Here is a 25,294-nt window from a genome sequence, read left to right as displayed (position 1 = left end):
TGTACCTCCTCGCGATCCGGGCGTGCGCGCGATCCGGCCGGGCGGCCGGATCGCGGTGCGATGCTCGCTCATCCGGCCGCGGCCTGCTGCTCGTCGTAGGCAGCGAGCACCTCCCAGCCCGCGCCGTCGGACTGTCCGTACAGCTGATACCACCCCGCGAGTACGTGCGGCTCGTACACGCCGAGCTTGCCGAGCACCTCGCGCGCGAACTCGAACGGCGCCGTGCCGCCGGCCGTGATCAGCTCGCCGTCGGTCACCGCGGCCTCGTCCACGTAGTGCTGCGCACCCGCGTAACCGCTGTAGAGCAGCATTTCCCGGACGTTGCTGGTGTGCTTGCGCTCGTCCAGCAGGCCTTCCAGCGCGAGCCCGAGCGTCGCGCCGCAGATCGCCGCGACCGGCACGCCCGCCGCGAGGAACTCGCGCGCCTTGCGTGCGAACGGCCTGAGCTCCTCGCCGTCCCAGGTGTCCGCGCCTGCCAGGATCAGCATCGCGCTGTCCTCTGGACGCAGCTCGGCCAGCGCCATTTCCGGCGTGATGTGCATGCCGCCGAGCGTGGTGATCGGTGCGGTGCTCAGCCCGACCGTCTTGGTCTGCCAGGTGCCCGGCTCTCGCTGCCAGTGCGTCCGGTTGATGTGCGCGGTGGCCGCACCGATCTCCCAGTCGGCGAAGGTGTTGTAGACGGCGACGTGGACTGTTCTCTTGTTCATGACAGCATCCTGTCATGATTGACAGCATGCTGTCAATGTTTCGGGTGTGACGAATTAAGCTGGACGTATGCGGATCTCCGTGGCAGCAGACGAGAACGTCGGAGTAGCACCGGAACTGGTGGCCGAACTGACCGCGCGTGGGCACGATACGGTCCTGCACGGCGCGCTTTCGGACACCGAACGCGACGACTGGGCATGGGCCAGCGCGGCCGCCGCGACCGATGTCGCGCAGGGCCGCGCCGATCAGGCGATCGTGTGCTGCTGGACCGGGACGGGCGCGTCGATCGCCGCGAACAAGGTCGCCGGTATCCGCGCCGCGCTGTGCGGTGACGCGGCCACCGCGGCGGGCGCGCGCACCTGGAACGACGCCAACGTCCTCGCGCTGAGCCTGCGCCTGACCTCGAGCGCCGCCCTGCGGGAAATCCTCGACGCCTGGTTCGGCACGAACCCCAGCACCGACCCCGGCGACCGGGCGAACATCGCGCACCTCGCCGAGATCGAGTGACGGCGCCGCATCGGGCGAAACGTCAGGAACCGCCGCGGTTCACGCCCGGCGGAGGGCGAAGATGCGCAGGTCGCGGGTGGTGCGATCGCGGTAGGCGGCGTAGGCGCCCGTGATGTCGACGAAGCGGCGGAAGACGGCGTCCTTGTCCGCCGGATCGACGAGGGTGGCGGTGACCGGGATGCGCTCGCCCGCGATGGCGACGGTCGCGGTGGGAGTGGCCAGCAGGTTGGCGGTCCAGGCGGGGTGGTTGGCCTGGCCGAAGTTGCTGCCGATCACGTACAGCACCTCACCGTCGTGCACGTGCAGCAGCGGCTGGGTGCGCGGTTGACCCGACTTGCGGCCGATCGTGGTCAGCAGGATCAGCGGCGCGCCGATCGGGCCGAGCACGGTGTACTTCGCGTCGGTGCGCTCGAGCACGGCGCGGTCGAGCGGGGTGAGTTTGCGGATGCACCAGGATCCGGGCTTGGTCGCGGCGAATTTGTTTGCTACGCGGGACAGTCCGCTCTCGCGTGAACCCCACTCCCGGCGCGGAAACTGATCGACCATGCCCGGACTATAGCGGCCGCCGTCACCTGGCGCGCCCTCGCGCGAGACCGGACGGGCAGCGCAACGCGTAGCTGTCGGGTTTCGCCGGATTCGTGACGACGGTCTCGTGCCGCAGCCCGGATAGCCGGTGGTTCACTAAGCTCTCGGGCATGGCCGATCACGCTCCATCCACCGTGTACATCGCCTCGCCGGAGGGCGACACCGGGAAATCGACGGTGGCCCTCGGCGTGCTGCAGATGCTGTGCGCGACCACCGCGCGGGTCGGGGTGTTCCGGCCGATCACCCGCTCGACCACCGAACCGGACTACATCCTGGAGCTGCTGCTCGAGCACAGCACCGCCGATATCGACTACGCGCAGGCGATCGGGGTGACCTACGAGCAGGTGCACGCCGATCCGGACGCCGCGATCAGCGAGATCGTGATGCGCTTCCACGAGGTGGCCAAGGTCTGTGACGCGGTGGTGGTGGTCGGCAGTGACTACACCGACGTGGCCAGCCCGAGCGAGCTGCGCTTCAACGCCAGGATCGCGGTGAACCTCGGCGCGGGCATGCTGCTCGTGGTGCGCGGCGCGGGCCGCACGCCCGCCGAGGTGAAGCACCTGGCCGAGCTGTGCGCCAACGAACTCTCGCTCGAGCACGCGCAGCTGGTCGCGATCGTGGCCAACCGGTGTGATCCGGAAGAACTCGACCAGGTGTGTTCCGCGCTGGGCGGTTTCGCGGTGCCCTCGTGGTCGCTGCCCGAGGTGCCGCTGCTGATCGCGCCGACCATGGCCGAGCTGTGTAGCGCGATCGACGGCGAAATGTACAGCGGCGATCAGGAATTGCTGCAACGCGAGGCATTGAAGATCATGGTCGGCGGCATGACCGCCGAACATATTCTGGAGCGGCTCACCGACGGCGTCGTGGTGATCGCGCCGGGCGATCGTTCCGACGTGCTACTCAGCGTCGTGAACGCACATGAGGCAGAAGGCTTTCCGTCGCTGTCGGGCATCATCATGAACGGCGGCATGCTGCCCCACCCCGCCGTCGCCCGGCTGATGACCGGCCTGAAGCCGAAGCTGCCGATCCTCACCACCGAACTCGGCACCTACGACACAGCCAGCGCGGCCTACCGCACTCGCGGGCGGATGTCGGCGGGTAGCCCGCGCAAGGTGGATACCGCGCTCGCGCTGATGGAGGAGCACGTTGACGCCGCGGAGTTGTTGCGGCGCATCGAGGTTCCGCTCACCAGCGTGGTGACCCCGCAGATGTTCGAATACCAGCTCATCGAGCGGGCCAGGAGCGATCGCAAGCGGATCGTGCTGCCCGAGGGCGACGACGACCGCATCCTGCGCGCCGCGGGCCGGGTGCTGCAGCGCAAGATCGCCGATCTGGTCATCCTCGGTGACGAGCAGTCCGTCCGGGCGCGCGCCGCCGAACTGGGCGTGGACATCTCGGCGGCGCAGGTGCTCGACCCGCGCACCTCCGGGCACCTGGACGAGTTCGCCAAGGAATACGCCGAACTGCGCAAGCACAAGGGCATGACGGTCGAGCGGGCCCGCGAAACCATGTCCGACATCTCGTATTTCGGCACCATGATGGTCCACAAGGGGATCGCCGACGGCATGGTCTCCGGTGCCGCGCACACCACCGCGCACACCATCCGGCCGTCGTTCGAGATCATCAAGACCGTGCCCGGCGTGTCCACGGTGTCCAGCGTGTTCCTGATGTGCCTGGCCGACCGGGTGCTCGCCTACGGTGACTGCGCCGTGGTGCCCGACCCGTCGTCGGAGCAGCTGGCCGATATCGCGATCTCCTCGGCGGGCACGGCGGCCCGCTTCGGCATCGAGCCGCGCATCGCCATGCTGTCCTACTCGACCGGCGAATCCGGCAGCGGCGCCGACGTGGACAAGGTGCGGGTGGCCACCAAGCTGGTCCGCGAGCGCGCGCCGCGGCTGCCGGTGGAGGGTCCGATCCAGTACGACGCGGCGATCGAGCCGACCGTCGCCACCACCAAGCTGCCGGACTCCGAGGTGGCCGGGCGCGCGACGGTGTTCGTGTTTCCCGACCTCAATACCGGTAACAACACCTACAAGGCGGTGCAGCGCAGCGCGGGCGCCATCGCGATCGGCCCGGTGTTGCAGGGGCTGCGCAAGCCGGTCAACGACCTGTCCCGCGGCGCGCTGGTCGCCGACATCGTCAACACGGTGGCGATCACCGCGATTCAGGCGCAAGGGGACTGAGATGTGTCTGCTCGGCCACAGCGGGCGCCCGACGCGGAACAGCGGCCCGACGCCGGTGGTTGCCGGGAGTGTACGGAGCGCCCGAGGAACAGAGGTGGAGTCATGAGTACGGCTGCCGACGACTCGGTGCTGGTGATCAATTCCGGCTCCTCGTCCATCAAATACCAACTGCTGGACCCGGAGTCGAGCGCGGTGCGCGCCGCCGGCATGGTCGAGCGGATCGGCGAGGACGACGGCGGGATCGAGCATCACGTCGACGGCGCGACCACCGACCACCGCGGCCCCATCGCCGATCACACCGCCGGGCTGCGGCTGGTCTTCGACATGTTCGCCGAGACCGGGCACGACCTGGCCGAGGCCGGGGTGCGCGCGGTCGGGCACCGGGTGGTGCACGGTGGCGAGGTGTTCTATCGGCCGACGCTGATCGACGACGCGGTGGTCGCGGCGATCTCGAAGCTGTCTTCGCTTGCCCCGCTGCACAACCCGGCCAACGTCGCCGGTATCGAGAGCGCGCGGACCCTGCTGCCCGGCGTGCCGCAGGTCGCGGTGTTCGACACCGCGTTCTTCCACGGGCTGCCCGACGCCGCGAAGACCTACGCGATCGATGCGAAAGTCGCTGCCGCGCACGGCATCCGCAAGTACGGCTTCCACGGCACCTCGCACGAGTACGTGTCCGGTCAGGTCGCCGAGCTGCTCGGCCGTGATCCGGCGGAGCTGAACCAGATCGTCTTCCATCTCGGCAACGGCGCCTCGGCGTCGGCGATCCGCGGTGGCCGTCCGGTCGACACCACGATGGGACTCACTCCGCTGGAGGGGCTGGTGATGGGGACCAGGTCCGGCGACCTCGATCCCGGCATCATCGCGCACCTGGTGCGCTCGGCGCGGATGGACATCGACCAGATAGACGCCCTGCTCAACCGGGATTCCGGCATCAAGGGTCTGTCGGGTGTCAACGACTTCCGCGAGCTGCGGCGCCTCATCGACAACGGTGACGGCGCGGCACGCCTGGCCTACGACGTCTACATCCACCGGCTCCGGCGCTACCTCGGCGCCTACCTGGTGGATCTGGGCGGCGTGGACGCGATCACCTTCACCGCGGGGGTCGGCGAGAACAGCCCGCAGGTGCGCGCCGACACCCTGGCGGGTCTGTCCGGCTTCGGCATCGAGGTAGATCCGGCCGCGAATACCGCGAAAGAGCGGACCGCCCGGCGTATTTCACCGCCGGACGCCGCGGTCGCGGTGCTCGTGGTCCCGACGAACGAAGAACTCGCGATCGCCCGCGCGGCGCACCGGGTCGCCGCCGAACACTAGGCGCGCAGAGCAGTCCGGTACCGCTCACACCCAGGTTTTGGCGCGGATCGCGTTCGCCAGGTCGACCAGGGCGTAGCGATGGTTGCGGCCCGGTGCGCTGCGGGCCAGGGCGCGCAGGCCCGCCTCGGTGCCCATGCGCAGGTCGCGTTCGGTGAACGGGGCGCCGAAGAGCGTGGCATCCGGTCGCTTCGGGGTGTTGCCCGCCTGCAGCCAGGCCAGCGCGGCGCCGAGCACGAGCACGCGCATCTGGACCGCGCGGCCTTCGCCGGGTGGCAGGCTCGCGATCCGCGACGCCGAGATGTGCAGCGTCGCCTCGTCCAGCTCGGCCACCGGTGCCGCGGTGAGCAGCAACAGCACCGCGGTCATCCGCGCGGTGGTGAAATGCCTTGACGCGGCGGGCACTTCGTCGAGGGCGTGCACCGCGTCGGTCACCCGGTCGTCCGCGGCCAGCTGCCTTGCCAGGCCGAACGCGGCGCTGACCACCGCGCGGTCGGTGCGCCACACGGTGTTGTAGAACTTCTCGGCGTAGCGGCGCCACTGCTCGGGGTCCGGCGAATCCCACTGCTGCAGAATCAATTCCGCGGTGGCGGCCAAGGCCAGCTTGGGCCCGATCTCGCCGGGCAGCACCCGCAGCACCGCGTCGAAGCTGGCGAAGGCGGGCTCATAGTCCAGGCCGAGCAGCCGCGCCAGACCGCGATACCAGTCGACGCGCCAATCGTTGTCGGGCAGGCGCGCGAGCAACCGCAGCACCTCGTCCGGCTCGCCGAGGTCGAGCCGCACCCGTGCCTCGGCGAGCGCGAGCTCCAGATCCAAGGTCTGCGGGGCGTTGCCGGGGTCGGATTCGGCGCGTTCGCGCGCGGTCCGCAGCGCCTCCAGCGACTGCTCGGGCTCCGGATGCACGGCGGCGGCGAGCAGCGGCGCCGACGGGTCGGCCGAATCGAGCAGCGGAGTGGGCAGTGCCGCAACGACTTCGCGGGCGTCGAGCTGTTTGCTGCGGGCCTTGCCGTCGGCGTAGGCGTCGGTCTGGCTGATCAGTTCTTCGGTGCCGAAGCTGCCGCGCGGCGGGCTGAACACCGTCGAGAGCTGTGGGTGTTCGGTGTCGGTGTCCAGCGCCAGTATTTCCCGCAGCACCCCCGACAGCTGCGCCGACATCGCACGGGCGGAAGGGAATCGGCGGTCGGGTTCGGGATCGGTGGCGCACAGCAGCAGGCGGTGGAAGAACTCGTAGCGCTCGAGCAGCGGATGGTCCGCGGGGTCCGGGATGCCGTCGAGATAGCGCCCCTGCTCCATCGGCATCTCGAGGGTCAGCACGGCGAGGGTGCGTCCGACGGTGTAGATGTCGGAGGCGATGGTAGGCCCGGTCTTGGCGATCTCTGGGGCCTGGAATCCCCTGGTGCCGTAGAGGTTTCCATACGACTCGATGGTGGCGACCGCGCCCAGATCGATCAGCTTGACCTGGTCCTCGGTGACCATGATGTTGTCGGGCTTGAGATCGTTGTAGGTCAGCCCGATGGTGTGCAGATAGTCCAGCGCGGGCAGGATCTCGAGCAGGTACGCGATCGCCTCGGCGACCGGCATCCGGTGCGGCCGGTCGTAGGAGTTGAGTATGTCGCGCAGGGATCGCCCGCCGACGTACTCCATCACGATGTAGCCGATCGACGCGCCGTCGTCGTCGGTGTGCTCGACGAAGTTGTGGATCTTCACGATGCTGGGATGGGCCACCTCGGCGAGGAATTGGCGCTCGGCGACGGCGACGGCCTGGGCCTCGGCGTCGCCCGCGTGCAGCAGGCCCTTGAGCACCACCCAGCGGTCGCTGACGTTGCGGTCGATCGCCAGATAGATCCAGCCGAGCCCGCCGTGCGCGATGCAGCCCTGCACCTCGTACTGGCCCGACACCATGTCGCCCTCGTGCAGCGATGGTCGGAAATCGTAAGGGGCGGAACAGGTTTCACAGGTGCCCGCGGTGACCGCGGGTCGGGTCGCGGTGGCCCGGCCGACCGGGCTGCCGCAGCGCCAGCAGAACCGCCTGCCCTCCGAGACCACCGGATCGGTCAGCACCGCGGCGCGCGGGTCCGCCGGCGCGATGGACTGGATGGGCACCAGCCCGCCACCGAGCCTGCGCACTGTAGGCCGCGAGCGCGCGGTCCGGAAGCTGCGCCCTGAGGTGCGCATGGTCGCCGCCGAATTCGGCTCCGAATTGGGCCTGCCGACGCCGACAACGGTTTCCGCGGCCGCTGCGGACTTGGCCGCGGGTCGGCTCTCGGACCTGGCCAGCTCGGTGTGCGGCGGCTCGGCATCGGGGCCCGAGGCCGAATTCGCCTTGCCTGCCTTGGCATTCGGCTCCGGCGTGCGGTGCGAGTGCACCGTCACATCGGAGGCGGCGGTCGAACCGCGCGGTGTCGCGGTGTGCTCGTTCGCGTCGATGGCGGGGTCGTCGGAGGCGTTCATCCGCGGTCAGTCCAGGTAGCTCGGTGTGGGCGGACCGGGCGACGGGCCGAGGACCGACAACCACTGCCGGTAGAAGCGATCCCAGGTGCCGTCGTTGCGAATACGTTCCAGCGTGCCGTTCACGAAACGCACCAGATCGTCGTCCCCCTTGGGGATGCCGATGCCGTAGGGCTCCACGCTGATCTTGTCCCCGACCACCTGGGTGTAGGGGTCCTGTGCGGCCAGCCCGGCGAGGATGGAGTCGTCGGTGGTCACCGCGTCGACCTGGCCCTGCTGCAGCACGACCAGACAGTCCGCCCAATTCGGCACCGTGAGAATGGTGGCGGCGGGCTGCTGCACGCGGATGCGGTCCAGCGAGGTGGTGCCGCGCACCACGCACACCCGCTTGCCCGCCAGATCGCCGATGCCGTTGATCCCGGAGTTCTTCAGCGCCAGCACCCGCTGGTAGGAGTGCAGATAGACGGTGGAGAAGGTGACCTTCTGCCGTCGCTCGCAGGTGATCGTCATGGTTTTCGCGACGATGTCCACATCGTGGCTCTGCAGGGCGTTTTCCCGGTCGGCGGAGCCGAGCATCCGATACTCGACCAGATCCGGGCTGCCGAGCAGGTCGCGGGCGACCTCGCGGGCGATATCGGAGTCGAAGCCGACGATGGAGCCGGTGATCGGATCGCGGAAGCTGAAAAGGTTGCTGCCCGCGTCCAAGCCGACGAGCAGGCGCCCGCGCGCCCGGATCGCGTCGATGCTCGGGCCGCGCGCCCCCGCCTGGTCGCCGGTGGGCCGCAGACTCAGCGTCGGGTCGCCGCATTGCGGCGGCTTGTCCGACGAGAACGGCGAATCCGTCAGCACGGGAATGGCTTTGGCCGGAAACGGCGGCTCGGTGTACTTGGTCGTGTTGGTCGGCAGCGGTGCGGCGGTGTGGCCGCTACAGCCGGCGAGCAACGCGACCGTGGCCAGTGTGGCGGCGAGCAGACCGCGCCCGGGGCTCATCGGTACTCCCGTAATCGAGGCCAGAGGCCGATTCCGACACACCCCGCGGCGAGGATGCCGAGCAGCAACGCGCCGGGGCCCATGAAGTCGAGCACCCAGGCGGCGCGGGATATGTTGTCCCGTAACGTGTTACGCGTCTTGTCGATGCCCTTCTCCAGCGCGCTGTCCAGCGCCTCGACCTGGACCGCGGCATCGGAGGCGCTGGGGCCGGTCGCCACCGTCGCCGCGCCGTTGAAGTCGCCACGCGCCAGGGTGTCGTTCATCCGCTGGTGCGCCACCCGCCAACGCGACAGTGCCGGTACGGCATTGCGCACCTCGTCGGCGGCGGGCGCGGTGCTCGGGTACCCGCCGAGCAGGTCGGCCAGGCGGGCGATGTTCGTGTCGAAGGTGCGATCGTAATCGCCGGTGGCGTCGCGGCGGGCGAGCTTGAGCGTTTCCGCGGAACGGGCCTGCTGGGCCAGGATTCGGCTCTCGGTGAGCCGGGAGGCGGGCACCGCGCCGTCGTCACGGGCCCGGATCATCGAGGTGGCCGAGATGGCGCCCGCGACCACCGTCCACACCAGCAGGATGACCACCGCGGCCGAGGCGAACAGCAGGCCGGGATTGAGCACGCGGCGCCAGCGCTTGGCGAGATCGATCTGCGCCCACACCAGCGCCGCCAGCGCGAGGACCAGCAGCACGATCGCGGTCCACGGCGGCCGGACGTGATTGCGCTGTGCCTCGGTCACCGCCGCCGAACGCCGGTTCTGCAGTTCCTCGGCCATCGGCAGTACATCGGTCTGCATCTGGTTGGACGCTTCGCTCAAGTACGCGCCGCCGACCGGATACCCGCTGCGGTTGTTGGTCCGCGCGGTCTCGACGATCCCGGTATAGACCGGCAATCGGGTAGCAATTCCGATCCGCAGGTTCGTGTCGGTCGTGTCGGTCACCGCGGACCCGGCGCCGCGGGGATGTCCGGTCTGCGCCACCAGCTCCGCGGCCGCCTCGCCGATGGCCTGGGTGTAGCGATCGCGCACCGCCTGCGGCTCCAGCCCGCCCGCGATGAACGCGGTGCTCGCGGCCGCGTCGGCGATGGACAGCGAGGTGTAGAGCCGGTGCGCGGAGTAGGAATCCGGCTCGGTGTCGTTGAGCAGCACGGTGAGCGCCTGCTGCCGGTCGCCGACGGTCGCGCCGGTCACCCAGCCCGCGGCCACGCACAACCCGATGAGCAGCAGCCCGATCGCGATCAAACGGCCGGGGGAGGAGCGGGCGAACAGCCGGAGCCGGGCGGGATCGAACTGCTCGCGCACGAGCGCGACCCGCAGTGCCGCCGGACTGTTCGCAGCGGCCGGCTCGGCGATCGACGACGGTCGTAGTGCTGTCGCTGTCTGCCCGGTTCGAGCCATGTCCACCTCCTCAGTCTGGGCCGTATTCGCGGATTTCTCGACGGTCGGACCGGCCGATCGATCGCTCCGCGTGTGCTGGTGCGGAGTTTATTGTGGTCGTAGTGGCGCCGTGGCGTGTGAAATACCCCTGGTTGGCAGTCAGCGGTAGGTCCGGCGACGGCTGGATGAAGATGGGTACGAGATGCGTGGTGACGGTGACGGGTGGTCGCGGGGCCCCGACGGATTGAAACATTGGGGCCGCTTCGGTGCCGCGGGTCTGCTGCTGCGCGCGCCGCTCACCGACGGCGGTGCCGCGGTGTTGATGCAGCACCGGGCGGCGTGGAGCCATCAGGGCGGTACCTGGGCCCTGCCCGGCGGTGCCAGGGACAGCCACGAGACCCCGGTGCACGCCGCGGTGCGCGAGGCGTGGGAGGAAGCGGGCATCGATCCGGCCGAGGTGCGCGTGCGCGGCGCGCGGGTGACCGCCTCCGCGCAGAGCGGCTGGACCTATACGACGGTGATCGCCGACGCCGGTTCGACCCTGCCGACCAGCCGCAACCGGGAAAGCGCCGAACTGGCCTGGGTGCCGGAGGCCGAGGTCGACGCGCGGCTGCTGCACCCCGGCTTCGCCGCCGCATGGCCGGGCCTGCGCGCCGCGCCCGCCCGGGTCTGCCTCGACGAACACGAAGCCGACGGTGCCGTCGCGGCGGCGCTGCCGCGCACTGTCGACCTGGCCGCCCGCGGCTTCTTCTGGCTGCACACCGATCCGGACGGCCCCGGTGGCTACGCACGGATCAGCGACACCGCCACCGGCGACGCGGCGTCGGGCACCGTGCTCTCGCTCACCAGAGGCCAAGTGCTCTCCTGAGGGTGCCGAGCGTCGGGACTGCCACCTGCACAAGCTGTTCGAGCGGTCAGGCGTTGGCGAGCAGCGCGGTCTTCAGTGCGTGTGCCGCCGATTGCGGATCGTCGGCGTCGGTGATCGCGCGGACCACCACGATCCTGGTCGCGCCCGCGTCGAGCACCTCGGGCAGGCGGTGCGCGTCGATGCCGCCGATCGCGAACCACGGCCGGGTCGGGTGCGCGTCGGCGGTGGAACGCACCAGGTCCAGGCCTGCGGCCTGGCGGCCGGGCTTGGTCGGGGTGGCGTACACCGGGCCGGTGCAGAAGTAGTCGATGTGCTCGTCGATCGCGGCGAGACCGGCCTGCGCGCGGTTGTGCGTTGAGCGGCCGATCACCACGTCCTGGCCCAGGATGCGGCGGGCGTACCAGGGCGGCAGGTCACCCTGCCCGAGGTGCAGGATGTCGGCGCCCGCGGCCAGCGCGATGTCGGCGCGATCGTTCACCGCGACCAGTGCGCCGTGCCTGCGGGCCGCGGCCTTGAGTTCGGCGAGCGCACCGAGTTCGGCGCGCGCCTCGAGCGGGCCGAACTTCGCCTCGCCGGGCGAACCCTTGTCGCGGAGCTGGATGATGTCGACCCCACCCGCGAGCGCGGCTTCGGCGAACTTGGCCAGGTCGCCCTTTTCTCGGCGGGCGTCGGTGCAGAGATAGAGCCGAGCGGTGGCCAAGCGCTCCCTGGGTGATGCGGGTCGATTGGGGTGGGACGGTTGCACGCCTTCGACCGTAGCCGCGCTACCGTGGGGAAGCGAACGGCGGCACGAGCGCCCGGCCCGTCGGCCGGTCGCACGGTGGCCGGAAACGGCGGCCGACCCGGGCTCGCGCACGGGCGACCAGGACGGCACGCGGAACGTCGCCGACCAGATACAAAGGCAGGTGGAACGGATGCGGACGCTGGCCGTCGTCGGTGGCGGCGTCATCGGGCTCGGTGTGGCCTGGCGGGCCGCCGAGACGGGGTGGTCGGTCACCCTCTTCGATCCCGCCGTCGGCTCCGGGGCCTCCTGGGTGGCGGGCGGCATGCTCGCCCCGCTGTCGGAGGGATGGCCGGGGGAGGATCGGGTCCTCGATTTCGGCGCGGCGGCGCTGGCCCGCTGGCCCGAGTTCGCCGCCCGGCTGGAGGCTGCCACCGGTGTCGATGTGCTGGTGGCCGACGCGACCCTGACCGTCGCGCTCGATGTCGCCGATGTCGCCGATCTGCGCACGGTCGCCGAGTGGGTCGGTGGCCGCGGCCACGATCTGCGGCTGCTCGACCGCGCGGGCGTGCGCGAGCTGGAGCCGTCCCTGGCGCGCACGGTGCGCGCGGGCCTGCACGCGCCCGCCGAGCCTGCGATCGACAACCGGCGCCTGGTGGCCGGTTTGCGCCGCGCGGCCGAGACGGCCGGGGTGCGCATCCGCGCCGAGGCGGTCGAGTCGCTCGACGCCCTCGATCATGATCAGATCGTGCTCGCCGCGGGCGCCGCGTCGGCCCGGTTGTGGCCCGAGCTGCCGGTCCGTCCGGTCAAGGGCGAGATCCTGCGGCTGCGGCAGCGGCCCGGTGTCGCGCCCGCGCCGCGGCGGGTGATCCGGGCCAGGGTGCACGGCCGCGCGCTGTATCTGGTCCCGCGTGCCGACGGCATCGTGGTCGGCGCGACCCAGTACGAGGCGGGCTTCGACACCGCGGTGACCGTCGCCGGGGTCAGGGACCTGATCGCCGATGCCGAGGCGATCTTCCCGAGCATCGGCGAATACGAGCTGGCCGAGGCCAACGCGGGCGCGCGTCCCGGCACCCCGGACAACCTGCCGCTGCTCGGCAGGCTGACCGACCGGATCGTCGCGGCCGCGGGCCACGGCCGCAACGGCATGCTGACCATGCCGCTCAGCGTGGACGCGGTACTCGCCCAGCTTGCCGGAACCTCGTTGCCCGAGGCGGAACACGCCGACCCGCAACGCTTTTCGACGGCTCACCCGCCGTCCTTGTCATCCGCAGGAGGAGTTCGATGACTTCGACATCCGTCCCCATCGGCGTCACCGTGAACGGTACCGATCACGAGTTCGCCGACACCATCACCGTGCGTGAGCTGCTCACCCGCCTCGAGTTGCCGTGTCAGGGCATCGCGTTGGCGGTCGACGGCGCGGTGTTCCCCAAGTCCCGCTGGGACGAGCCGGTCGGGCGTGGCTGGCAGATCGAGGTGCTCACGGCGGTCCAGGGTGGCTGAGGCGAACGCACCGCTGCGCATCGCGGACCGCGAGTTCGGTTCCCGCCTCATCATGGGCACCGGCGGGGCGGACAACCTCGCGGTGCTGGAGGAGGCGCTGATCGCCTCCGGCACCGAGCTGACCACCGTCGCGATGCGCCGGGTGGATGCCGCGGGTGGCACCGGTGTGCTGGATCTGTTGAAGCGCTTGGACATTCAGCCGCTGCCCAACACCGCGGGCTGCCGTACCGCGGCCGAGGCGGTGCTCACCGCGCAACTGGCCCGCGAGGCGCTCGATACCGACTGGGTGAAGCTGGAGGTGGTCGCCGACGAGCGCACCCTGCTGCCCGATCCGGTCGAATTGCTCACCGCCGCCGAGCAATTGGTCGACGACGGCTTCACCGTGCTGCCCTACACCACCGACGATCCGATCCTGGCGCGCAGGCTGGAAGACGCCGGCTGCGTCGCGGTGATGCCGCTCGGCGCGCCGATCGGTACCGGCCTCGGCATCGGCAATCCGCACAACATCGAGATGATCGTCGCCGAGGCGAAGGTGCCGGTCATCCTGGACGCGGGCATCGGCACCGCCAGCGATGCCGCCCTGGCGATGGAGCTTGGCTGCTCGGCCGTGCTGCTGGCCACCGCGGTGACCAGGGCTCGTCAACCGGAGTTGATGGCCGAGGCGATGGCGGCCGCGGTGCGGGCGGGCTACCTGGCCAGGCAGGCGGGCCGGATCCCGAAGCGGTTCTGGGCGCAGGCGTCCTCACCCGCACTCTGACCAGGGCCTATCCCGCGAGGACGACCCCGCGTAGTCGATCTTCGGGGGTTCCTCGGGGTGCGGGTATCACCTCGTCAGGGTCTCGATCATCCTCGAGGATGATCGAAATCGACACCTTCTGGTGACGCACGCCGCCGGATTTTCGGGAATGCTGGTCGTCATGATCGAGCTGAGAGGGCTGACCAAGCATTACGGGCAGACCGTCGCGGTTCAGGATCTCTCCTTCACCGTTCGACCCGGACAGGTGACGGGGTTCCTGGGCCCGAACGGTGCCGGTAAGTCGACGACGATGCGGATGATCCTGGGGCTGGACAAGCCGACCGCGGGGACCGCGCACATCCTTGGCAAGCCGTACCGGGAACTGGACCATCCGCTGCGCACCGTCGGTGCGCTGCTCGACGCCAAGTGGGTGCATCCGAACCGTTCGGCGCGCGCCCACCTCGAGTGGATGGCCGCCTCCAACGACATCCCGAAGTCGCGGGTGGAGGAGGTGCTGCGGCTGGTCGGCCTGTCCGAGGTGGCGGGCAAGACCGCGGGCGGCTTCTCCCTTGGCATGTCGCAGCGACTCGGCCTGGCCGGCGCGCTGCTCGGCGACCCGCAGGTGCTGCTGTTCGACGAGCCGGTCAACGGCCTCGACCCGGAGGGCATCCTGTGGATCCGCCGGTTCATGCAGCGCCTGGCCGCCGAGGGCCGCACCGTCCTGGTCTCGAGCCACCTGCTCTCGGAGATGGCGCAGACCGCCGAGCACCTCGTGGTGATCGGGCGCGGACAGTTGATCTCCGACACCACCACGCAGGAATTCATCGAACGCGCTTCCGAACAGTCGGTGCGCGTGCGCAGCCCGCAGCTCGACCAGCTGCGCAGCCTGCTCACCTCCAACGGTATGACCGTGCGCGAGGACGGCTCCGGCCAGGACGGGCCCGCGCTCGTCGTCGCGGGCGTGGCCAGCGACGCGGTCGGCAAGCTGGCCGGCGCGCACGACATCACGCTGTTCGAGCTCGCGCCGCAGCGGGCCTCGCTGGAGGAAGCGTTCATGCGGATGACCGGCGGCGCGGTGCAGTACCACGGCGAAGGTTTCGACCAGGTGATGGGAGGTGCGCTCTGATGGGCGTGTTGGCAGCAGAACGAATCAAGCTCACCTCGACCAGGTCACCCTGGTGGTGCTCGGCGGTCGTCGTCGCGCTCGGCATCGGCCTCGCCGCGCTGTTCGCGGTGATCGTCAAGTCCGCCGGGGACAATCCGGCGGAGGGCACCCCGAGCCTGGACGTGAGCACCGTGACCTCGGGTGTCGTCGGATTCGGCGTGATGGTGCTGATGATCATGGCCGCGTTGACCGTGACCAGCGAGTACCGCTTCGGCGTCATCCGGACGACCTTCCAGGCGGTGCCCAATCGCACCAAGGTGCTACTGACCAAGACCGCGCTGGTGGGCGTCTTCAGCGCCGTGCTCACCACGATCCTGGCCTTCCTCGCGATCGGCGTGGCCAAGGCGATCGCGGGCTCGGCCCCGAACACCGACCTGGCGCTCGACGGTCAGTGGCGGGCGGTCTACGGCATCCCGATCTACGCCTTCCTGATGATCGCCGTCGCGATCGGTGTCGGTGTGCTGGTGCGCCAGTCCGCGGCCGCGATCTCGCTGATCGTGCTGTGGTCGCTGCTGATCGAGCCGCTGCTCGGCGCGTTCGGCAGCTTCGGTCGCAACGTGGGACCGTTCCTGCCCTTCCAGAACGCCAGCCGCTTCCTGAGCGTCTCGGAGTCCGGCGCCAACTGGCACTGGGGTCCGTGGGGCAGCCTGCTCTACTTCGCCGCCTTCACGGCGATCGTCTACGGCGCCGCACTGGTCCTGGTGAACCAGCGCGACGCCTGACCAGAGAACTACCCGAGTCGCTCTCCCTCGCCACTCGGGTGCGGGCGCCGGCCTTGTCGGGAGGTCCGAGCGCCCACGCACCGCCTGCCACTGCCCGGTGGACGGTGTGACCATCGGCCCGGTGCGGTTTCCCCCGCACCGGGCCGATGATGTTTTCCGGCATTATCGCTGGTCGGAGCGCTGGGTTAACATATAGCAAACTGTGAATCGCGTCGCTTCAACGCGACCGGGTTCGCGAGTACAGTTTGGTGTAGCAACCAGCTCGTTATCATCGGCGGCCCCAATGTCGTGCCCGCTGCGTCCGTCGGGAGGTAGCAAGGTGGCTATGATCAGCGATCCGCCAGCCGCAGGACGGCTGAGATACCCTCTGCACGTGAGCGAAACACCTTCCGGCGGTGCTGCGCCCGGCTCGGATTCGGAGGGCGAGCATGCCCTGCCTGCCGAGGTGGTCATTCCGCTGGTACCTGTCGACGAGGACGGGCCGATCCGGCGTTCTCGCGCGGGACTGCGCAAAGGTCAGCTCTCCACGCTGATGAACGCGGCGAACAACCGGACCGATCTGATCGGCGTGCTCCGCAAGGCGCGCGAACAGCTGCCCGGTGATCCGTCTTTCGGTGACCCGCTCTCGGTGTCGGGCCCCGGCGGCGCCCGCGCGGTCGCCCGCGCTGCGGACAAGCTGGTCGGGGACACCCCGAGCGCGGCGCGCGAGATCGGCTTCGGCGCGCTGCAGGTCTGGCAGGCGATGCTGGAACGGGTCGGCCGCGGCAAGGGTAACCAAGAGGTAACCGTCATGTTCACCGATCTGGTGGCCTTTTCCAGCTGGTCGCTGTCGGCGGGCGACGAGGCGACCCTCGAGCTGCTGCGCCGCGTGGCCAAGGCCATCGAGCCGCCGATCGCCGAGCGCGGCGGTCAGGTGGTCAAGCGGATGGGCGACGGCGTCATGGCGGTGTTCCCGTCGGCCGAGCGCGCGGTGCGCGCCGCGCTCAACGCCAAGCGCAACCTCGCCGACGTGCAGGTGCGCGACTACCGCCCGCAGATGCGGATCGGCCTGCACACCGGCTCGCCCCGGGAGATCGGCGGCGACTGGCTCGGCGTGGATGTCACCATCGCGGCCAGGGTGATGGAGGCGGGCGGCAACGGCAACACCATGCTGTCGGAGGCCACCCTGCAGTCCTTGCCGCCCGAAGTGCTCGAGGAACTGGGCTACGCCGCGAAGCCGTACCGTCGCAGCTTCTTCGCCGCGCCGCTGAGCGGGGTGCCCGAGGACCTGCGCATCTTCCGGCTGACGGAGAGCTGAGTCAGGACCCGATCCACCAGACGACGCCGCCTGCCGCGGCGAGTACCGCGCAGACCCCGAGCGCGATCGACAACGGTCGCGCGGTCTTCCAGGTCGTATACGCCCCGCCGAGCAGGAATCCGGCCAGGGCGATCAACACAATCACGGTGACGTCAGTAGACACGGGGCCCATTGTGCTCTGTCCTGACAAGTCGCTTTCCACACGCGTGCCGCGGTGATCTGACGCACAGCCTCTTAACAAGCACGCATGCTTGCTTTTTTCTGTGGACGGTGTGATGCTGAACCCGGAACGCGGACTTCCGGGTGCGGCGCGCGGTCGTGCCCTGCCGGTCCGGCACCGCAGAGGAGGCATACCCGCTGATGAGTACGCTGGCCGCGAATCCGGAGGTTCTCCGGGTCGGCAACTGTTCCGGCTTCTACGGCGATCGGTTCAGCGCGATGCGCGAGATGCTCGAGGGTGGGCAGCTCGACGTGCTCACCGGTGACTATCTCGCCGAATTGACCATGCTGATCCTCGGCCGCGACCGGATGAAGGATCCGAGCCTCGGATACGCCAAGACCTTCGTCAAGCAGATCGAGGACTGCCTCGGGCTGGCGCTGGAACGCAACGTGCAGATCGTCACGAACGCGGGCGGGCTCAACCCCGCGGGTCTCGCGCAGCGGCTGCGCAAGGTGGCCGCCGATCTCGGCCTCGAAGCGAAGATCGCCCATGTCGAAGGCGACGATTTGGTCGGGCGCGCAGGCGAACTCGGCCTCGGCAGCCCGCTCACCGCCAACGCCTACCTCGGCGCCTGGGGCATCGTGGAGTGCTTGAACGCGGGCGCCGACATCGTGGTGACCGGCCGGGTCACCGACGCGTCGGTGATCGTCGGCCCGGCGGCGGCCCACTTCGGCTGGGGCCGAGCCGATTACGACGAGCTGGCGGGCGCGGTGGTGGCCGGGCACGTGATCGAGTGCGGCACCCAGGCCACCGGCGGCAACTTCGCCTTCTTCACCGAACTCGCCGACCTCGGCAGGCCGGGCTTCCCGATCGCCGAAATCCGCAGGGACGGCAGCAGTGTGATCACCAAGCACACGGGCACCGGCGGCGCGGTCACCGTCGACACGGTGGCGGCGCAGCTGATGTACGAGATCCAGGGCGCGCGTTACGCCGGGCCGGATGTCACCGCGCGGCTGGACACGGTGCGCCTCGGCGCCGACGGTCCGGACCGGGTGCTGATCGACGGTGTCGTCGGCGAGGCGCCGCCCGCCACGCTGAAGGTCTCGCTGAACACCCTGGGCGGGTTCCGCAACGAGATGGTCTTCGTGCTCACCGGCCTCGACATCGAGGCGAAAGCCGAACTGGCACAGCGGCAGCTGGAGTCGTGGCTGCCGACCAAGCCCGCGGAGCTGGACTGGACGCTTGCCCGGCTGGACCGGCCCGACGCCGACACCGAGGAGCAGGCCAGCGCCCTGCTGCGCTGCGTGGTGCGCGACGCCGACCCGAACAAGGTCGGACGTGCCTTCTCCAACGTCGCGGTCGAGCTGGCGCTGGCCAGCTATCCCGGCTGCAGCTTCACCACCCTGCCCGGCAACGGCTCGCCCTACGGGGTGTACACGCCCGGCTACGTGCCCGCGACCGAGGTGCCGCACGTGGCGGTGCTGCCGGACGGTTCGCGCATCGATATCGCGCCCGCGACGGACACTTCGACGCCGGCCGAGGTCGCCGAGCCCGCCCTGCCGGAACCGTTGGCCGCCGGGCCGACCCGGCGCGCACCGCTGGGCAGCATCGCGCTGGCGCGCAGCGGCGACAAGGGCGGTAACGCCAATATCGGCGTCTGGGTGCGCACCGAGGACCAATGGCGTTGGCTGGTGCACACACTCACCGTCGAGCGGGTCAAAGACCTACTGCCCGAAGCGGCCCCGCTGACCGTCACCCGGCACGTGCTGCCGAATCTGCGCGCGGTCAACTTCATCATCGAGGGGCTGCTCGGACAGGGCGTCGCCTATCAGGCCCGATTCGACCCCCAGGCCAAGGGACTCGGCGAATGGCTGCGGTCCCGTCATCTCGACATTCCAACGGAGCTGTTGCCAAATGAGTGAACCGGGAGAGCGAATCGTGACACAGCGCGCATCGCGCATGGCAGGCGAGGCGGAAGCATGAGCTGGAACACCCCCGAACGCCGCGAATTGCGCGCCACCGTCCGACGTTTCGCGGAGCGCGAAGTACTGCCGTACCTGGACGAGTGGGAGCGCGACGGGGAGATCCCGCGCGAGCTGCACAAGAAGGCGGGCGCGCTCGGGCTGCTCGGAATCCAATTCCCGGAATCGGCGGGCGGTTCCGGCGGCGACGGCATCGACGCGATGATCGTGTGCGAGGAACTGCATCAGGCCGGCGCCTCGGGTGGGTTGTTCGCCTCGCTGTTCACCTGCGGCATCGCGGTGCCGCACATGATCGCCGCCGGCGATCCCGACCAGCTCGAGCGCTGGGTGCGTCCGACGCTGGCCGGGGAGAAGATCGGCTCGCTCGCGATCACCGAGCCCGGCGGCGGCTCCGACGTCGGTCACCTCACCACCACCGCCCGCCGCGACGGCGACCACTACATCGTCAACGGCGCGAAGACCTACATCACCTCGGGCTGCCGCGCCGATTACGTGGTCACCGCGGTGCGCACGGGCGGGCCCGGCTCGCAAGGCATTTCGCTGCTGGTGGTGGAGAAGGGCACGCCCGGGTTCACCGTCAGCCGCAAGCTGGACAAGATGGGCTGGCGCGCCTCCGACACCGCCGAGCTGTCCTACGTCGACGTGCGCGTGCCCGTGACCAACCTGGTCGGCCCGGAGAACTCCGGCTTCTTCCAGATCGCGGGCGCGTTCGTCAGTGAGCGGGTCGGCCTTGCGGTGCAGGCGTATTCGAGCGCGCAGCGCTGCCTGGATCTCACCCTCGAGTGGGTGCGCAGCCGGGAGACCTTCGGCCGCCCGCTGATCAGCAGGCAGGCCGTGCAGAACACGGTCACCGAGATGGCCCGGCGCATCGACGTCGCCCGCGTCTACACCCGGGATGTGGCCCAGCGCAGCGCGAACGGCGAGACCGACCTGATCGCCGAGGTCTGCTTCGCCAAGAACACCGCCGTCGAGGCGGGCGAATGGGTGGCCAACCAGGCGGTGCAACTATTCGGCGGCCTCGGCTACATGCGCGAGTCCGAGATCGAACGCCAGTACCGCGATATGCGCATCCTCGGCATCGGTGGCGGCACCACCGAGATCCTGACCGGTCTGGCCGCGAAACGATTGGGGTACCAGTCATGACGACACTGCGCAGCACCTTGGACACCGCCGCGCCGGACTACACCGCGGCGGCGGAAGCGATGACCGCCAAGCTGACCGAGGTCGAGGCGGAGTTCGCCAAGGCGATCGCCGGCGGCGGACCGGAGAAGCTGGCCCGCCATCGCAAGCGCGGAAAGCTCACCGCGCGCGAGCGCATCGAGCTGCTCATCGACGAGGATTCGCCGTTTCTGGAACTGTGCCCGCTGGCGGGCTGGGGCAGCGAATTCCACGTCGGTGCCAGCACGATCGCGGGCATCGGCATCGTCGAGGGTGTCGAATGCATGATCGTCGCGCCCGATCCGACCGTGCGCGGCGGCACCTCGAATCCGTGGACGCTGCGAAAGACGTTGCGGATCAACGACATCGTGCGGGAGAACCGGTTGCCGGTGATCTCGCTGGTCGAGTCCGGCGGCGCGGACCTGCCGACGCAGAAGGAAGTCTTCGTGCCGGGCGGCCGCATGTTCCGCGACCTGACCCGCGCCTCGGCCGCCGGAATCCCCACCATCGCCCTGGTTTTCGGCAATTCCACGGCGGGCGGCGCCTACATTCCCGGCATGTCCGATCACGTGGTGATGATCAAGGAGCGCTCGAAGGTGTTCCTCGGCGGGCCACCGCTGGTCAAGATGGCGACCGGCGAGGAGTCCGACGACGAGTCGCTCGGCGGCGCCGACATGCACGCCCGCGTCTCGGGTCTGGCCGACTACTACGCCGTCGACGAGCAGGACGCGATCCGCCTCGGGCGCGCCATCGTCCGCAGGCTCAACTGGCGCAAGCAGGGCCCCGCACCGCGCGGTGCGGGGCTCGAGCCGCTGTACGACCCGGAGGATCTGCTCGGCATCGTGCCCTCGGATCTGAAGATCCCGTTCGACCCGCGCGAGGTGATCGCGCGCATCGTCGACGGCTCCGACTTCGACGAATTCAAACCGCTCTACGGCAGCAGCCTGGTCACCGGATGGGCGGAGCTGCACGGCTATCCGATCGGCATCCTGGCCAACGCGCGCGGCGTGCTGTTCTCCGAGGAATCCCAGAAGGCCACCCAGTTCATCCAGCTGGCCAACAAGACCGACACCCCACTGCTTTTCCTGCACAACACCACCGGTTACATGGTCGGCAAGGAGTACGAGCAGAAGGGCATCATCAAGCACGGCGCGATGATGATCAACGCGGTCTCCAACTCGACCGTCCCGCACATCTCGGTGCTGATGGGCGCCTCCTACGGCGCCGGGCACTACGGCATGTGCGGACGCGCCTACGACCCGCGCTTCGTGTTCGCCTGGCCCAGTGCGAAATCCGCCGTGATGGGCGGCGCGCAGCTGGCCGGCGTCATCTCGATCGTCAGCAGGGCGGCGGCCGAAGCCAAGGGCCAGCCGTTCAACGAGGAGGCCGACGCCGGGATGCGCGCCATGGTCGAGGCGCAGATCGAGGCCGAGTCGCTGGCCATGTTCATGTCCGGTCGCCTCTACGACGACGGCGTCATCGATCCACGTGATACCCGCACCGTGTTGGGAATGTCCTTGTCGGCCATTCACAATGCCCCGATCAAGGGCGCCGACGGCTTCGGCGTCTTCCGAATGTGAGGGCCTGATGAGTACTGCATCGCAGCGCGATTCCATGGAGGGTGGCGGTCGGGTGCCGGGTGGGCTGTCGAGTGTCCTGGTCGCCAACCGTGGCGAGATCGCGCGCCGCGTGTTCGCCACCTGTCGCCGTACCGGGCTCGGCACGGTCGCGGTCTACTCCGACGCGGACGCGTCGGCTCCGCATGTCGCGGAGGCGGATTCGGCCGTGCGGCTACCCGGCAACACCCCGGCGGAGACCTACCTGCGCGGTGATCTGATCATCGAGGCGGCGCTGTCCGCCGGTGCCGACGCCGTGCACCCCGGCTACGGATTCCTCTCCGAGAACGCCGATTTCGCCAGGGCGGTGCTGGCGGCGGGGCTGGTGTGGATCGGCCCGCCGGTCGAGGCCATCGAGCAGATGGGCTCGAAGGTCGCCTCGAAGAAGATGATGGACGCCGCGGGTGTGCCGGTGCTCGCCGAGCTGGATCCGGCCGAGGTCACCGCGGACCACCTGCCGGTGCTGATCAAGGCGTCGGCGGGCGGCGGCGGTCGCGGCATGCGGGTGGTTCGCAGCCTGGCCGAGCTGACCCCGCAGATCGAAGCGGCGCGCCGCGAGGCCGAGTCCGCGTTCGGCGATCCGACGGTGTTCTGCGAGCGGTACCTGGAGACCGGCAGGCACATCGAGGTACAGGTGCTCGCGGATACCCACGGCACCATCTGGGCGGTCGGCGAGCGGGAATGCTCCATCCAGCGCAGGCATCAGAAGGTGGTCGAGGAGGCGCCCTCGCCGCTGGTCGAGCGCACCGAGGGGATGCGCGAGCGGCTGTTCGAGGCGGCCCGGCTGGCCGCGGGCGCGATCGGCTACACCGGCGCCGGCACGGTGGAGTTCCTTGCCGACGAGCGCGGTGAGTTCTTCTTCCTCGAGATGAATACCCGCCTGCAGGTCGAGCATCCGGTCACCGAGTGCACCACCGGCCTGGATCTCGTTCGCCTGCAATTGGACGTGGCCGCTGGCGCCGCGCTGCCCGCGCAACCGCCCGCGATGCGCGGACATTCGATCGAGGTCCGGCTCTACGCCGAGGATCCGGCGCAGGACTGGCAGCCGCAGAGCGGCACTGTGCACCGGCTCGATATCCCTTTGGTGCGTACCGAATTCGATCTGCTCGACCGTCCGGGGGTGCGGCTGGACACCGGTGTGGTGGACGGTTCGGTGGTCGGGGTGCACTACGATCCGATGCTGGCCAAGGTCATCTCCTACGCCGAGACCCGGACCGAGGCAGCGCGTCTGCTGGCCACCGCGTTGCAGCGGGCCAAGATCCACGGCCTGGTGACCAACCGCGACCTGCTGGTGCGGGTGCTGCGCCACCCGGCCTTCCTGGCCGGTGACACCGACACCGCCTTCTTCGCCACGCACGGATTGGACACGCTGGCAGCGCCTTTGGTGCCCGAGTCGGATGAGGCGCTGTCGCTGGTGGCCGCCGCCCTTGCCGATGCCGCGGCCAACCGCGCCGCGGCCCGCGTCGGCGGTGGGCTGCCCAGCGGCTGGCGCAATCTGCCGTCGCAGTCGACGCACAAACTGTTCGAGAGCCGCACCAGCGGCACGCACGACATCGGCTACCGGTTCACCCGCGGGGTCGTCACGGTGGACGGGCACGACGGGCTCGAGCTCGTCGAGGCGAGCGCCGAGCGGGTCGTGCTCGCGGTGCCCGGCGCACGCGGCACGGTCCGTAGGCATTTCGCCGTCGCCAGGTACGGCGATCTGGTGTGCGTCGACTCGCCGCTCGGTCCGGTCAGCGCGCGCAAGCTGCCCCGTTTCAGCGATCCGGCCGATCAGGTGGCCACCGGCTCGCTGCTCGCGCCCATGCCGGGCAGCGTGATCCGGCTCGGTGCCGAGGTCGGCAGCCAGGTGGAACAGGGCCAACCCATCCTGTGGCTGGAGGCGATGAAGATGGAGCACACCATCGCCGCGCCCGCCGCCGGCGTGCTCAGCGCCGTCAATGTCACCGTCGGTCAGCAGGTCGACGTCGGCGCCGTCCTCGCCGTCGTCGACCCCGCCGAGAGCATCGAAACCCAGGAGGCGAAATGAGAGAGCGCAGCGTACGAATCATGTGCCGGCGTGCGAAGCCCACGCCGGAACCGAGCGTCAGCGAGGTGCGGGCATGAGTTTTGTGGAGACCGAGGAACAGCAGGCGTTACGGGCTGCGGTGGCCGCGCTCGCGGCGAAGTACAACTATCGCGACTACGTGTTGCCGAAGGCCCGCGCGAACGAGCCGCTCACCGAATTGTGGGACGAGGCGGGCAAACTCGGCTTCCTCGGGGTCAATCTGCCGGAGGAGTACGGCGGCGGTGGCGCGGGGCTCTACGAGCTGGCGCTGGTGATGGAGGAGCTGTCCGCGCAGGGCGCGGGCCTGCTGCTGATGGTGGTCTCCCCGGCCATTTGCGGCACTATCCTCACCAAGTACGGCACCGAGGAACAGAAGCGGACGTGGCTGCCCAAGCTCGGCGACGGCAGCGGCAAGATGGTCTTCGGCATCACCGAGCCGGACGCGGGTTCCAACTCGCACCAGATCACCACCACCGCGCGCCGCGACGGCGAGGACTGGATCCTCAACGGCCGCAAGATCTTCATCTCCGGTGTGGATCAGGCAGAGGCCGTGCTGATCGTGTCGCGCACCGAGGATCACAAGACCGGCAAGCTCAAGCCCGCGCTGTTCATCGTGCCGACCGATGCGCCGGGCTTCCACAAGACGCCGCAGGAAATGGACATCATCGAGCCGGATCACCAGTTCACGCTGTTCCTCGATGACGTGCGCCTGCCCGCGAACGCGTTGGTCGGCAAGGAGGACGCCGCGCTGATGCAGCTGTTCGCCGGGCTCAACCCGGAGCGGGTGATGGGTGCGGCGATGGCGATCGGCCTCGGCCGCTACGCCATCGACCGCGCGGTGGAGTACGCCAAGGAGCGCACGGTGTGGAAGACGCCGATCGGTGCGCACCAGGGCATTTCGCATCCGCTGGCGCAGGTGAAGATCGAGCTGGAGCTGGCCAAGCTGATGATGCGCAAGGCCGCGACGCTGTACGACCTCGGCGACGAGATGGGCGCCGCCGAGGCCGCGAACATGGCGAAATACGCTGCGGCAGAGGCCAGTATCAAGGCGCTGGACCAGGCCATCCAGACCCACGGTGGCGCGGGTCTGACCAAGGAGTACGGCCTGGCCGCGATGCTGGCCGCCGCGCGGATCGGCCGGATCGCCCCGGTGAGCCGCGAGATGGTGCTGAACTTCGTCGCGCAGTACTCGCTCGGCCTGCCCAAGTCCTACTGACCACGTCCGCCCG

General features: G+C 69.7%; 23 protein-coding genes. 15 read left to right on the top strand and 8 right to left on the bottom strand.

Annotated elements, in window-relative coordinates:
• Window positions 1-68: 68 nt before the first annotated feature.
• Window positions 69-707 (bottom strand): type 1 glutamine amidotransferase family protein, encoded by a 639-nt coding sequence (locus F5X71_RS34060; protein WP_167465669.1) that lies wholly within the window; start codon window positions 705-707, stop codon window positions 69-71.
• A gap of 67 nt (window positions 708-774) precedes the next feature.
• On the opposite strand from F5X71_RS34060, the gene F5X71_RS34055 reads away from it, so the two are divergent.
• The gene (locus tag F5X71_RS34055; RefSeq protein WP_167465668.1) at window positions 775-1,212 is read left to right on the top strand and encodes an RpiB/LacA/LacB family sugar-phosphate isomerase; all 438 of its coding nucleotides are present in this window, start codon (window positions 775-777) and stop codon (window positions 1,210-1,212) included.
• A gap of 39 nt (window positions 1,213-1,251) precedes the next feature.
• Here the strand turns inward: F5X71_RS34055 and F5X71_RS34050 are convergent, their stop codons facing one another.
• Both F5X71_RS34050 and F5X71_RS37560 read right to left on the bottom strand, forming a co-directional pair.
• Window positions 1,252-1,758, bottom strand: a complete 507-nt coding sequence (locus tag F5X71_RS34050; protein ID WP_167465667.1) for a nitroreductase family deazaflavin-dependent oxidoreductase — start codon at window positions 1,756-1,758, stop codon at window positions 1,252-1,254.
• Between the two features lie 22 nt (window positions 1,759-1,780).
• Window positions 1,781-1,909 (bottom strand): hypothetical protein, encoded by a 129-nt coding sequence (locus tag F5X71_RS37560; RefSeq protein WP_275106759.1) that lies wholly within the window; start codon window positions 1,907-1,909, stop codon window positions 1,781-1,783.
• On the opposite strand from F5X71_RS37560, the gene pta reads away from it, so the two are divergent.
• Complete coding sequence (gene pta / locus F5X71_RS34045) at window positions 1,908-3,980, top strand: phosphate acetyltransferase (protein ID WP_167465666.1); 2,073 nt, start codon at window positions 1,908-1,910, stop codon at window positions 3,978-3,980. The genes F5X71_RS37560 and pta overlap by 2 nt on opposite strands.
• 102 nt (window positions 3,981-4,082) lie before the next feature.
• Window positions 4,083-5,291: an acetate kinase gene (locus tag F5X71_RS34040; protein ID WP_167465665.1), complete on the top strand. Its 1,209-nt coding sequence runs from the start codon at window positions 4,083-4,085 to the stop codon at window positions 5,289-5,291.
• 24 nt (window positions 5,292-5,315) lie between these two features.
• Here the strand turns inward: F5X71_RS34040 and F5X71_RS34035 are convergent, their stop codons facing one another.
• The 3 genes from F5X71_RS34035 to F5X71_RS34025 are packed head-to-tail and all read right to left on the bottom strand — an operon-like array spanning window position 5,316 to window position 10,111.
• Complete coding sequence (locus tag F5X71_RS34035; RefSeq protein WP_167465664.1) at window positions 5,316-7,739, bottom strand: serine/threonine-protein kinase PknG; 2,424 nt, start codon at window positions 7,737-7,739, stop codon at window positions 5,316-5,318.
• A 6-nt stretch (window positions 7,740-7,745) separates the two neighbouring features.
• Window positions 7,746-8,726 (bottom strand): glutamate ABC transporter substrate-binding protein, encoded by a 981-nt coding sequence (locus F5X71_RS34030; RefSeq protein WP_167465663.1) that lies wholly within the window; start codon window positions 8,724-8,726, stop codon window positions 7,746-7,748.
• Complete coding sequence (locus F5X71_RS34025; protein ID WP_167465662.1) at window positions 8,723-10,111, bottom strand: hypothetical protein; 1,389 nt, start codon at window positions 10,109-10,111, stop codon at window positions 8,723-8,725. The genes F5X71_RS34030 and F5X71_RS34025 overlap by 4 nt, the downstream gene beginning before the upstream one ends.
• 181 nt (window positions 10,112-10,292) lie before the next feature.
• Here F5X71_RS34025 and F5X71_RS34020 point away from each other — a divergent pair, with 181 nt between their 5' ends.
• The gene (locus F5X71_RS34020; RefSeq protein WP_167465661.1) at window positions 10,293-10,958 is read left to right on the top strand and encodes an NUDIX hydrolase; all 666 of its coding nucleotides are present in this window, start codon (window positions 10,293-10,295) and stop codon (window positions 10,956-10,958) included.
• A gap of 46 nt (window positions 10,959-11,004) precedes the next feature.
• Here F5X71_RS34020 and thiE read toward each other — a convergent pair whose 3' ends face one another.
• Window positions 11,005-11,703, bottom strand: coding sequence for a thiamine phosphate synthase (thiE, locus tag F5X71_RS34015; protein WP_167465660.1), 699 nt, complete (start codon window positions 11,701-11,703; stop codon window positions 11,005-11,007).
• A gap of 169 nt (window positions 11,704-11,872) precedes the next feature.
• On the opposite strand from thiE, the gene thiO reads away from it, so the two are divergent.
• The 6 genes from thiO (at window position 11,873) to F5X71_RS33985 (ending at window position 17,102) form a co-directional block, all read left to right on the top strand.
• Window positions 11,873-12,967 (top strand): glycine oxidase ThiO, encoded by a 1,095-nt coding sequence (gene thiO / locus F5X71_RS34010; RefSeq protein ID WP_167465659.1) that lies wholly within the window; start codon window positions 11,873-11,875, stop codon window positions 12,965-12,967.
• Entirely contained in the window at window positions 12,964-13,182 is a 219-nt protein-coding gene (gene thiS / locus F5X71_RS34005; protein ID WP_167465658.1) for a sulfur carrier protein ThiS, read from the top strand. Before thiO ends, thiS begins: the two co-directional genes overlap by 4 nt.
• Entirely contained in the window at window positions 13,175-13,939 is a 765-nt protein-coding gene (locus tag F5X71_RS34000; protein ID WP_167465657.1) for a thiazole synthase, read from the top strand. Before thiS ends, F5X71_RS34000 begins: the two co-directional genes overlap by 8 nt.
• 160 nt (window positions 13,940-14,099) lie before the next feature.
• Window positions 14,100-15,044, top strand: coding sequence for an ABC transporter ATP-binding protein (locus F5X71_RS33995; protein WP_167465656.1), 945 nt, complete (start codon window positions 14,100-14,102; stop codon window positions 15,042-15,044).
• A complete protein-coding gene (locus F5X71_RS33990) occupies window positions 15,044-15,805 on the top strand; it encodes an ABC transporter permease (RefSeq protein ID WP_167465655.1) in 762 nt (253 codons plus the stop codon). Before F5X71_RS33995 ends, F5X71_RS33990 begins: the two co-directional genes overlap by 1 nt.
• Before the next feature lie 373 nt (window positions 15,806-16,178).
• A complete protein-coding gene (locus tag F5X71_RS33985; protein WP_174817191.1) occupies window positions 16,179-17,102 on the top strand; it encodes an adenylate/guanylate cyclase domain-containing protein in 924 nt (307 codons plus the stop codon).
• 1 nt (window position 17,103) lies between these two features.
• Here the strand turns inward: F5X71_RS33985 and F5X71_RS33980 are convergent, their stop codons facing one another.
• A complete protein-coding gene (locus tag F5X71_RS33980) occupies window positions 17,104-17,265 on the bottom strand; it encodes a hypothetical protein (RefSeq protein WP_167465654.1) in 162 nt (53 codons plus the stop codon).
• A 197-nt stretch (window positions 17,266-17,462) separates the two neighbouring features.
• Here F5X71_RS33980 and F5X71_RS33975 point away from each other — a divergent pair, with 197 nt between their 5' ends.
• From F5X71_RS33975 to F5X71_RS33955, 5 genes are all read left to right on the top strand, one after another.
• Window positions 17,463-19,184, top strand: coding sequence for an acyclic terpene utilization AtuA family protein (locus F5X71_RS33975; RefSeq protein WP_167465653.1), 1,722 nt, complete (start codon window positions 17,463-17,465; stop codon window positions 19,182-19,184).
• 57 nt (window positions 19,185-19,241) lie between these two features.
• Window positions 19,242-20,387: an acyl-CoA dehydrogenase family protein gene (locus F5X71_RS33970; protein WP_167465652.1), complete on the top strand. Its 1,146-nt coding sequence runs from the start codon at window positions 19,242-19,244 to the stop codon at window positions 20,385-20,387.
• A complete protein-coding gene (locus F5X71_RS33965) occupies window positions 20,384-21,982 on the top strand; it encodes an acyl-CoA carboxylase subunit beta (RefSeq protein ID WP_167465651.1) in 1,599 nt (532 codons plus the stop codon). The genes F5X71_RS33970 and F5X71_RS33965 overlap by 4 nt, the downstream gene beginning before the upstream one ends.
• 7 nt (window positions 21,983-21,989) lie before the next feature.
• Window positions 21,990-24,047 carry a biotin carboxylase N-terminal domain-containing protein gene (locus F5X71_RS33960; RefSeq protein WP_238815608.1) on the top strand — a complete coding sequence of 686 codons (2,058 nt, stop codon included), beginning with the start codon at window positions 21,990-21,992 and terminating at the stop codon, window positions 24,045-24,047.
• A 73-nt stretch (window positions 24,048-24,120) separates the two neighbouring features.
• Window positions 24,121-25,281, top strand: a complete 1,161-nt coding sequence (locus tag F5X71_RS33955; protein WP_167465650.1) for an acyl-CoA dehydrogenase family protein — start codon at window positions 24,121-24,123, stop codon at window positions 25,279-25,281.
• Window positions 25,282-25,294 lie beyond the last annotated feature (13 nt).

It is taken from the genome of Nocardia brasiliensis, assembly GCF_011801125.1.
Classification (GTDB): Bacteria; Actinomycetota; Actinomycetes; order Mycobacteriales; family Mycobacteriaceae; genus Nocardia; species Nocardia brasiliensis_C.
This window is presented reverse-complemented; position numbering and strand designations above follow the sequence as displayed.

Bases quoted from the DNA above. Each gene is read 5' to 3' on its own strand.
- F5X71_RS34030 (WP_167465663.1), bottom strand. From the start codon at position 8,726: ATGAGCCCCGGGCGCGGTCTGCTCGCCGCCACACTGGCCACGGTCGCG.
- F5X71_RS33965 (WP_167465651.1), top strand. From the start codon at position 20,384: ATGACGACACTGCGCAGCACCTTGGACACCGCCGCGCCGGACTACACC.
- F5X71_RS33955 (WP_167465650.1), top strand. From the start codon at position 24,121: ATGAGTTTTGTGGAGACCGAGGAACAGCAGGCGTTACGGGCTGCGGTG.
- F5X71_RS33995 (WP_167465656.1), top strand. From the start codon at position 14,100: ATGATCGAGCTGAGAGGGCTGACCAAGCATTACGGGCAGACCGTCGCG.
- F5X71_RS33990 (WP_167465655.1), top strand. From the start codon at position 15,044: ATGGGCGTGTTGGCAGCAGAACGAATCAAGCTCACCTCGACCAGGTCA.
- F5X71_RS33970 (WP_167465652.1), top strand. From the start codon at position 19,242: ATGAGCTGGAACACCCCCGAACGCCGCGAATTGCGCGCCACCGTCCGA.
- F5X71_RS33960 (WP_238815608.1), top strand. From the start codon at position 21,990: ATGAGTACTGCATCGCAGCGCGATTCCATGGAGGGTGGCGGTCGGGTG.
- thiS (WP_167465658.1), top strand. From the start codon at position 12,964: ATGACTTCGACATCCGTCCCCATCGGCGTCACCGTGAACGGTACCGAT.
- F5X71_RS34025 (WP_167465662.1), bottom strand. From the start codon at position 10,111: ATGGCTCGAACCGGGCAGACAGCGACAGCACTACGACCGTCGTCGATC.
- F5X71_RS37560 (WP_275106759.1), bottom strand. From the start codon at position 1,909: ATGCCCGAGAGCTTAGTGAACCACCGGCTATCCGGGCTGCGGCACGAG.
- F5X71_RS33975 (WP_167465653.1), top strand. From the start codon at position 17,463: ATGAGTACGCTGGCCGCGAATCCGGAGGTTCTCCGGGTCGGCAACTGT.
- pta (WP_167465666.1), top strand. From the start codon at position 1,908: ATGGCCGATCACGCTCCATCCACCGTGTACATCGCCTCGCCGGAGGGC.
- F5X71_RS34040 (WP_167465665.1), top strand. From the start codon at position 4,083: ATGAGTACGGCTGCCGACGACTCGGTGCTGGTGATCAATTCCGGCTCC.
- F5X71_RS34055 (WP_167465668.1), top strand. From the start codon at position 775: ATGCGGATCTCCGTGGCAGCAGACGAGAACGTCGGAGTAGCACCGGAA.
- F5X71_RS34020 (WP_167465661.1), top strand. From the start codon at position 10,293: ATGCGTGGTGACGGTGACGGGTGGTCGCGGGGCCCCGACGGATTGAAA.
- F5X71_RS34060 (WP_167465669.1), bottom strand. From the start codon at position 707: ATGAACAAGAGAACAGTCCACGTCGCCGTCTACAACACCTTCGCCGAC.
- F5X71_RS34035 (WP_167465664.1), bottom strand. From the start codon at position 7,739: ATGAACGCCTCCGACGACCCCGCCATCGACGCGAACGAGCACACCGCG.
- F5X71_RS34050 (WP_167465667.1), bottom strand. From the start codon at position 1,758: ATGGTCGATCAGTTTCCGCGCCGGGAGTGGGGTTCACGCGAGAGCGGA.
- thiO (WP_167465659.1), top strand. From the start codon at position 11,873: ATGCGGACGCTGGCCGTCGTCGGTGGCGGCGTCATCGGGCTCGGTGTG.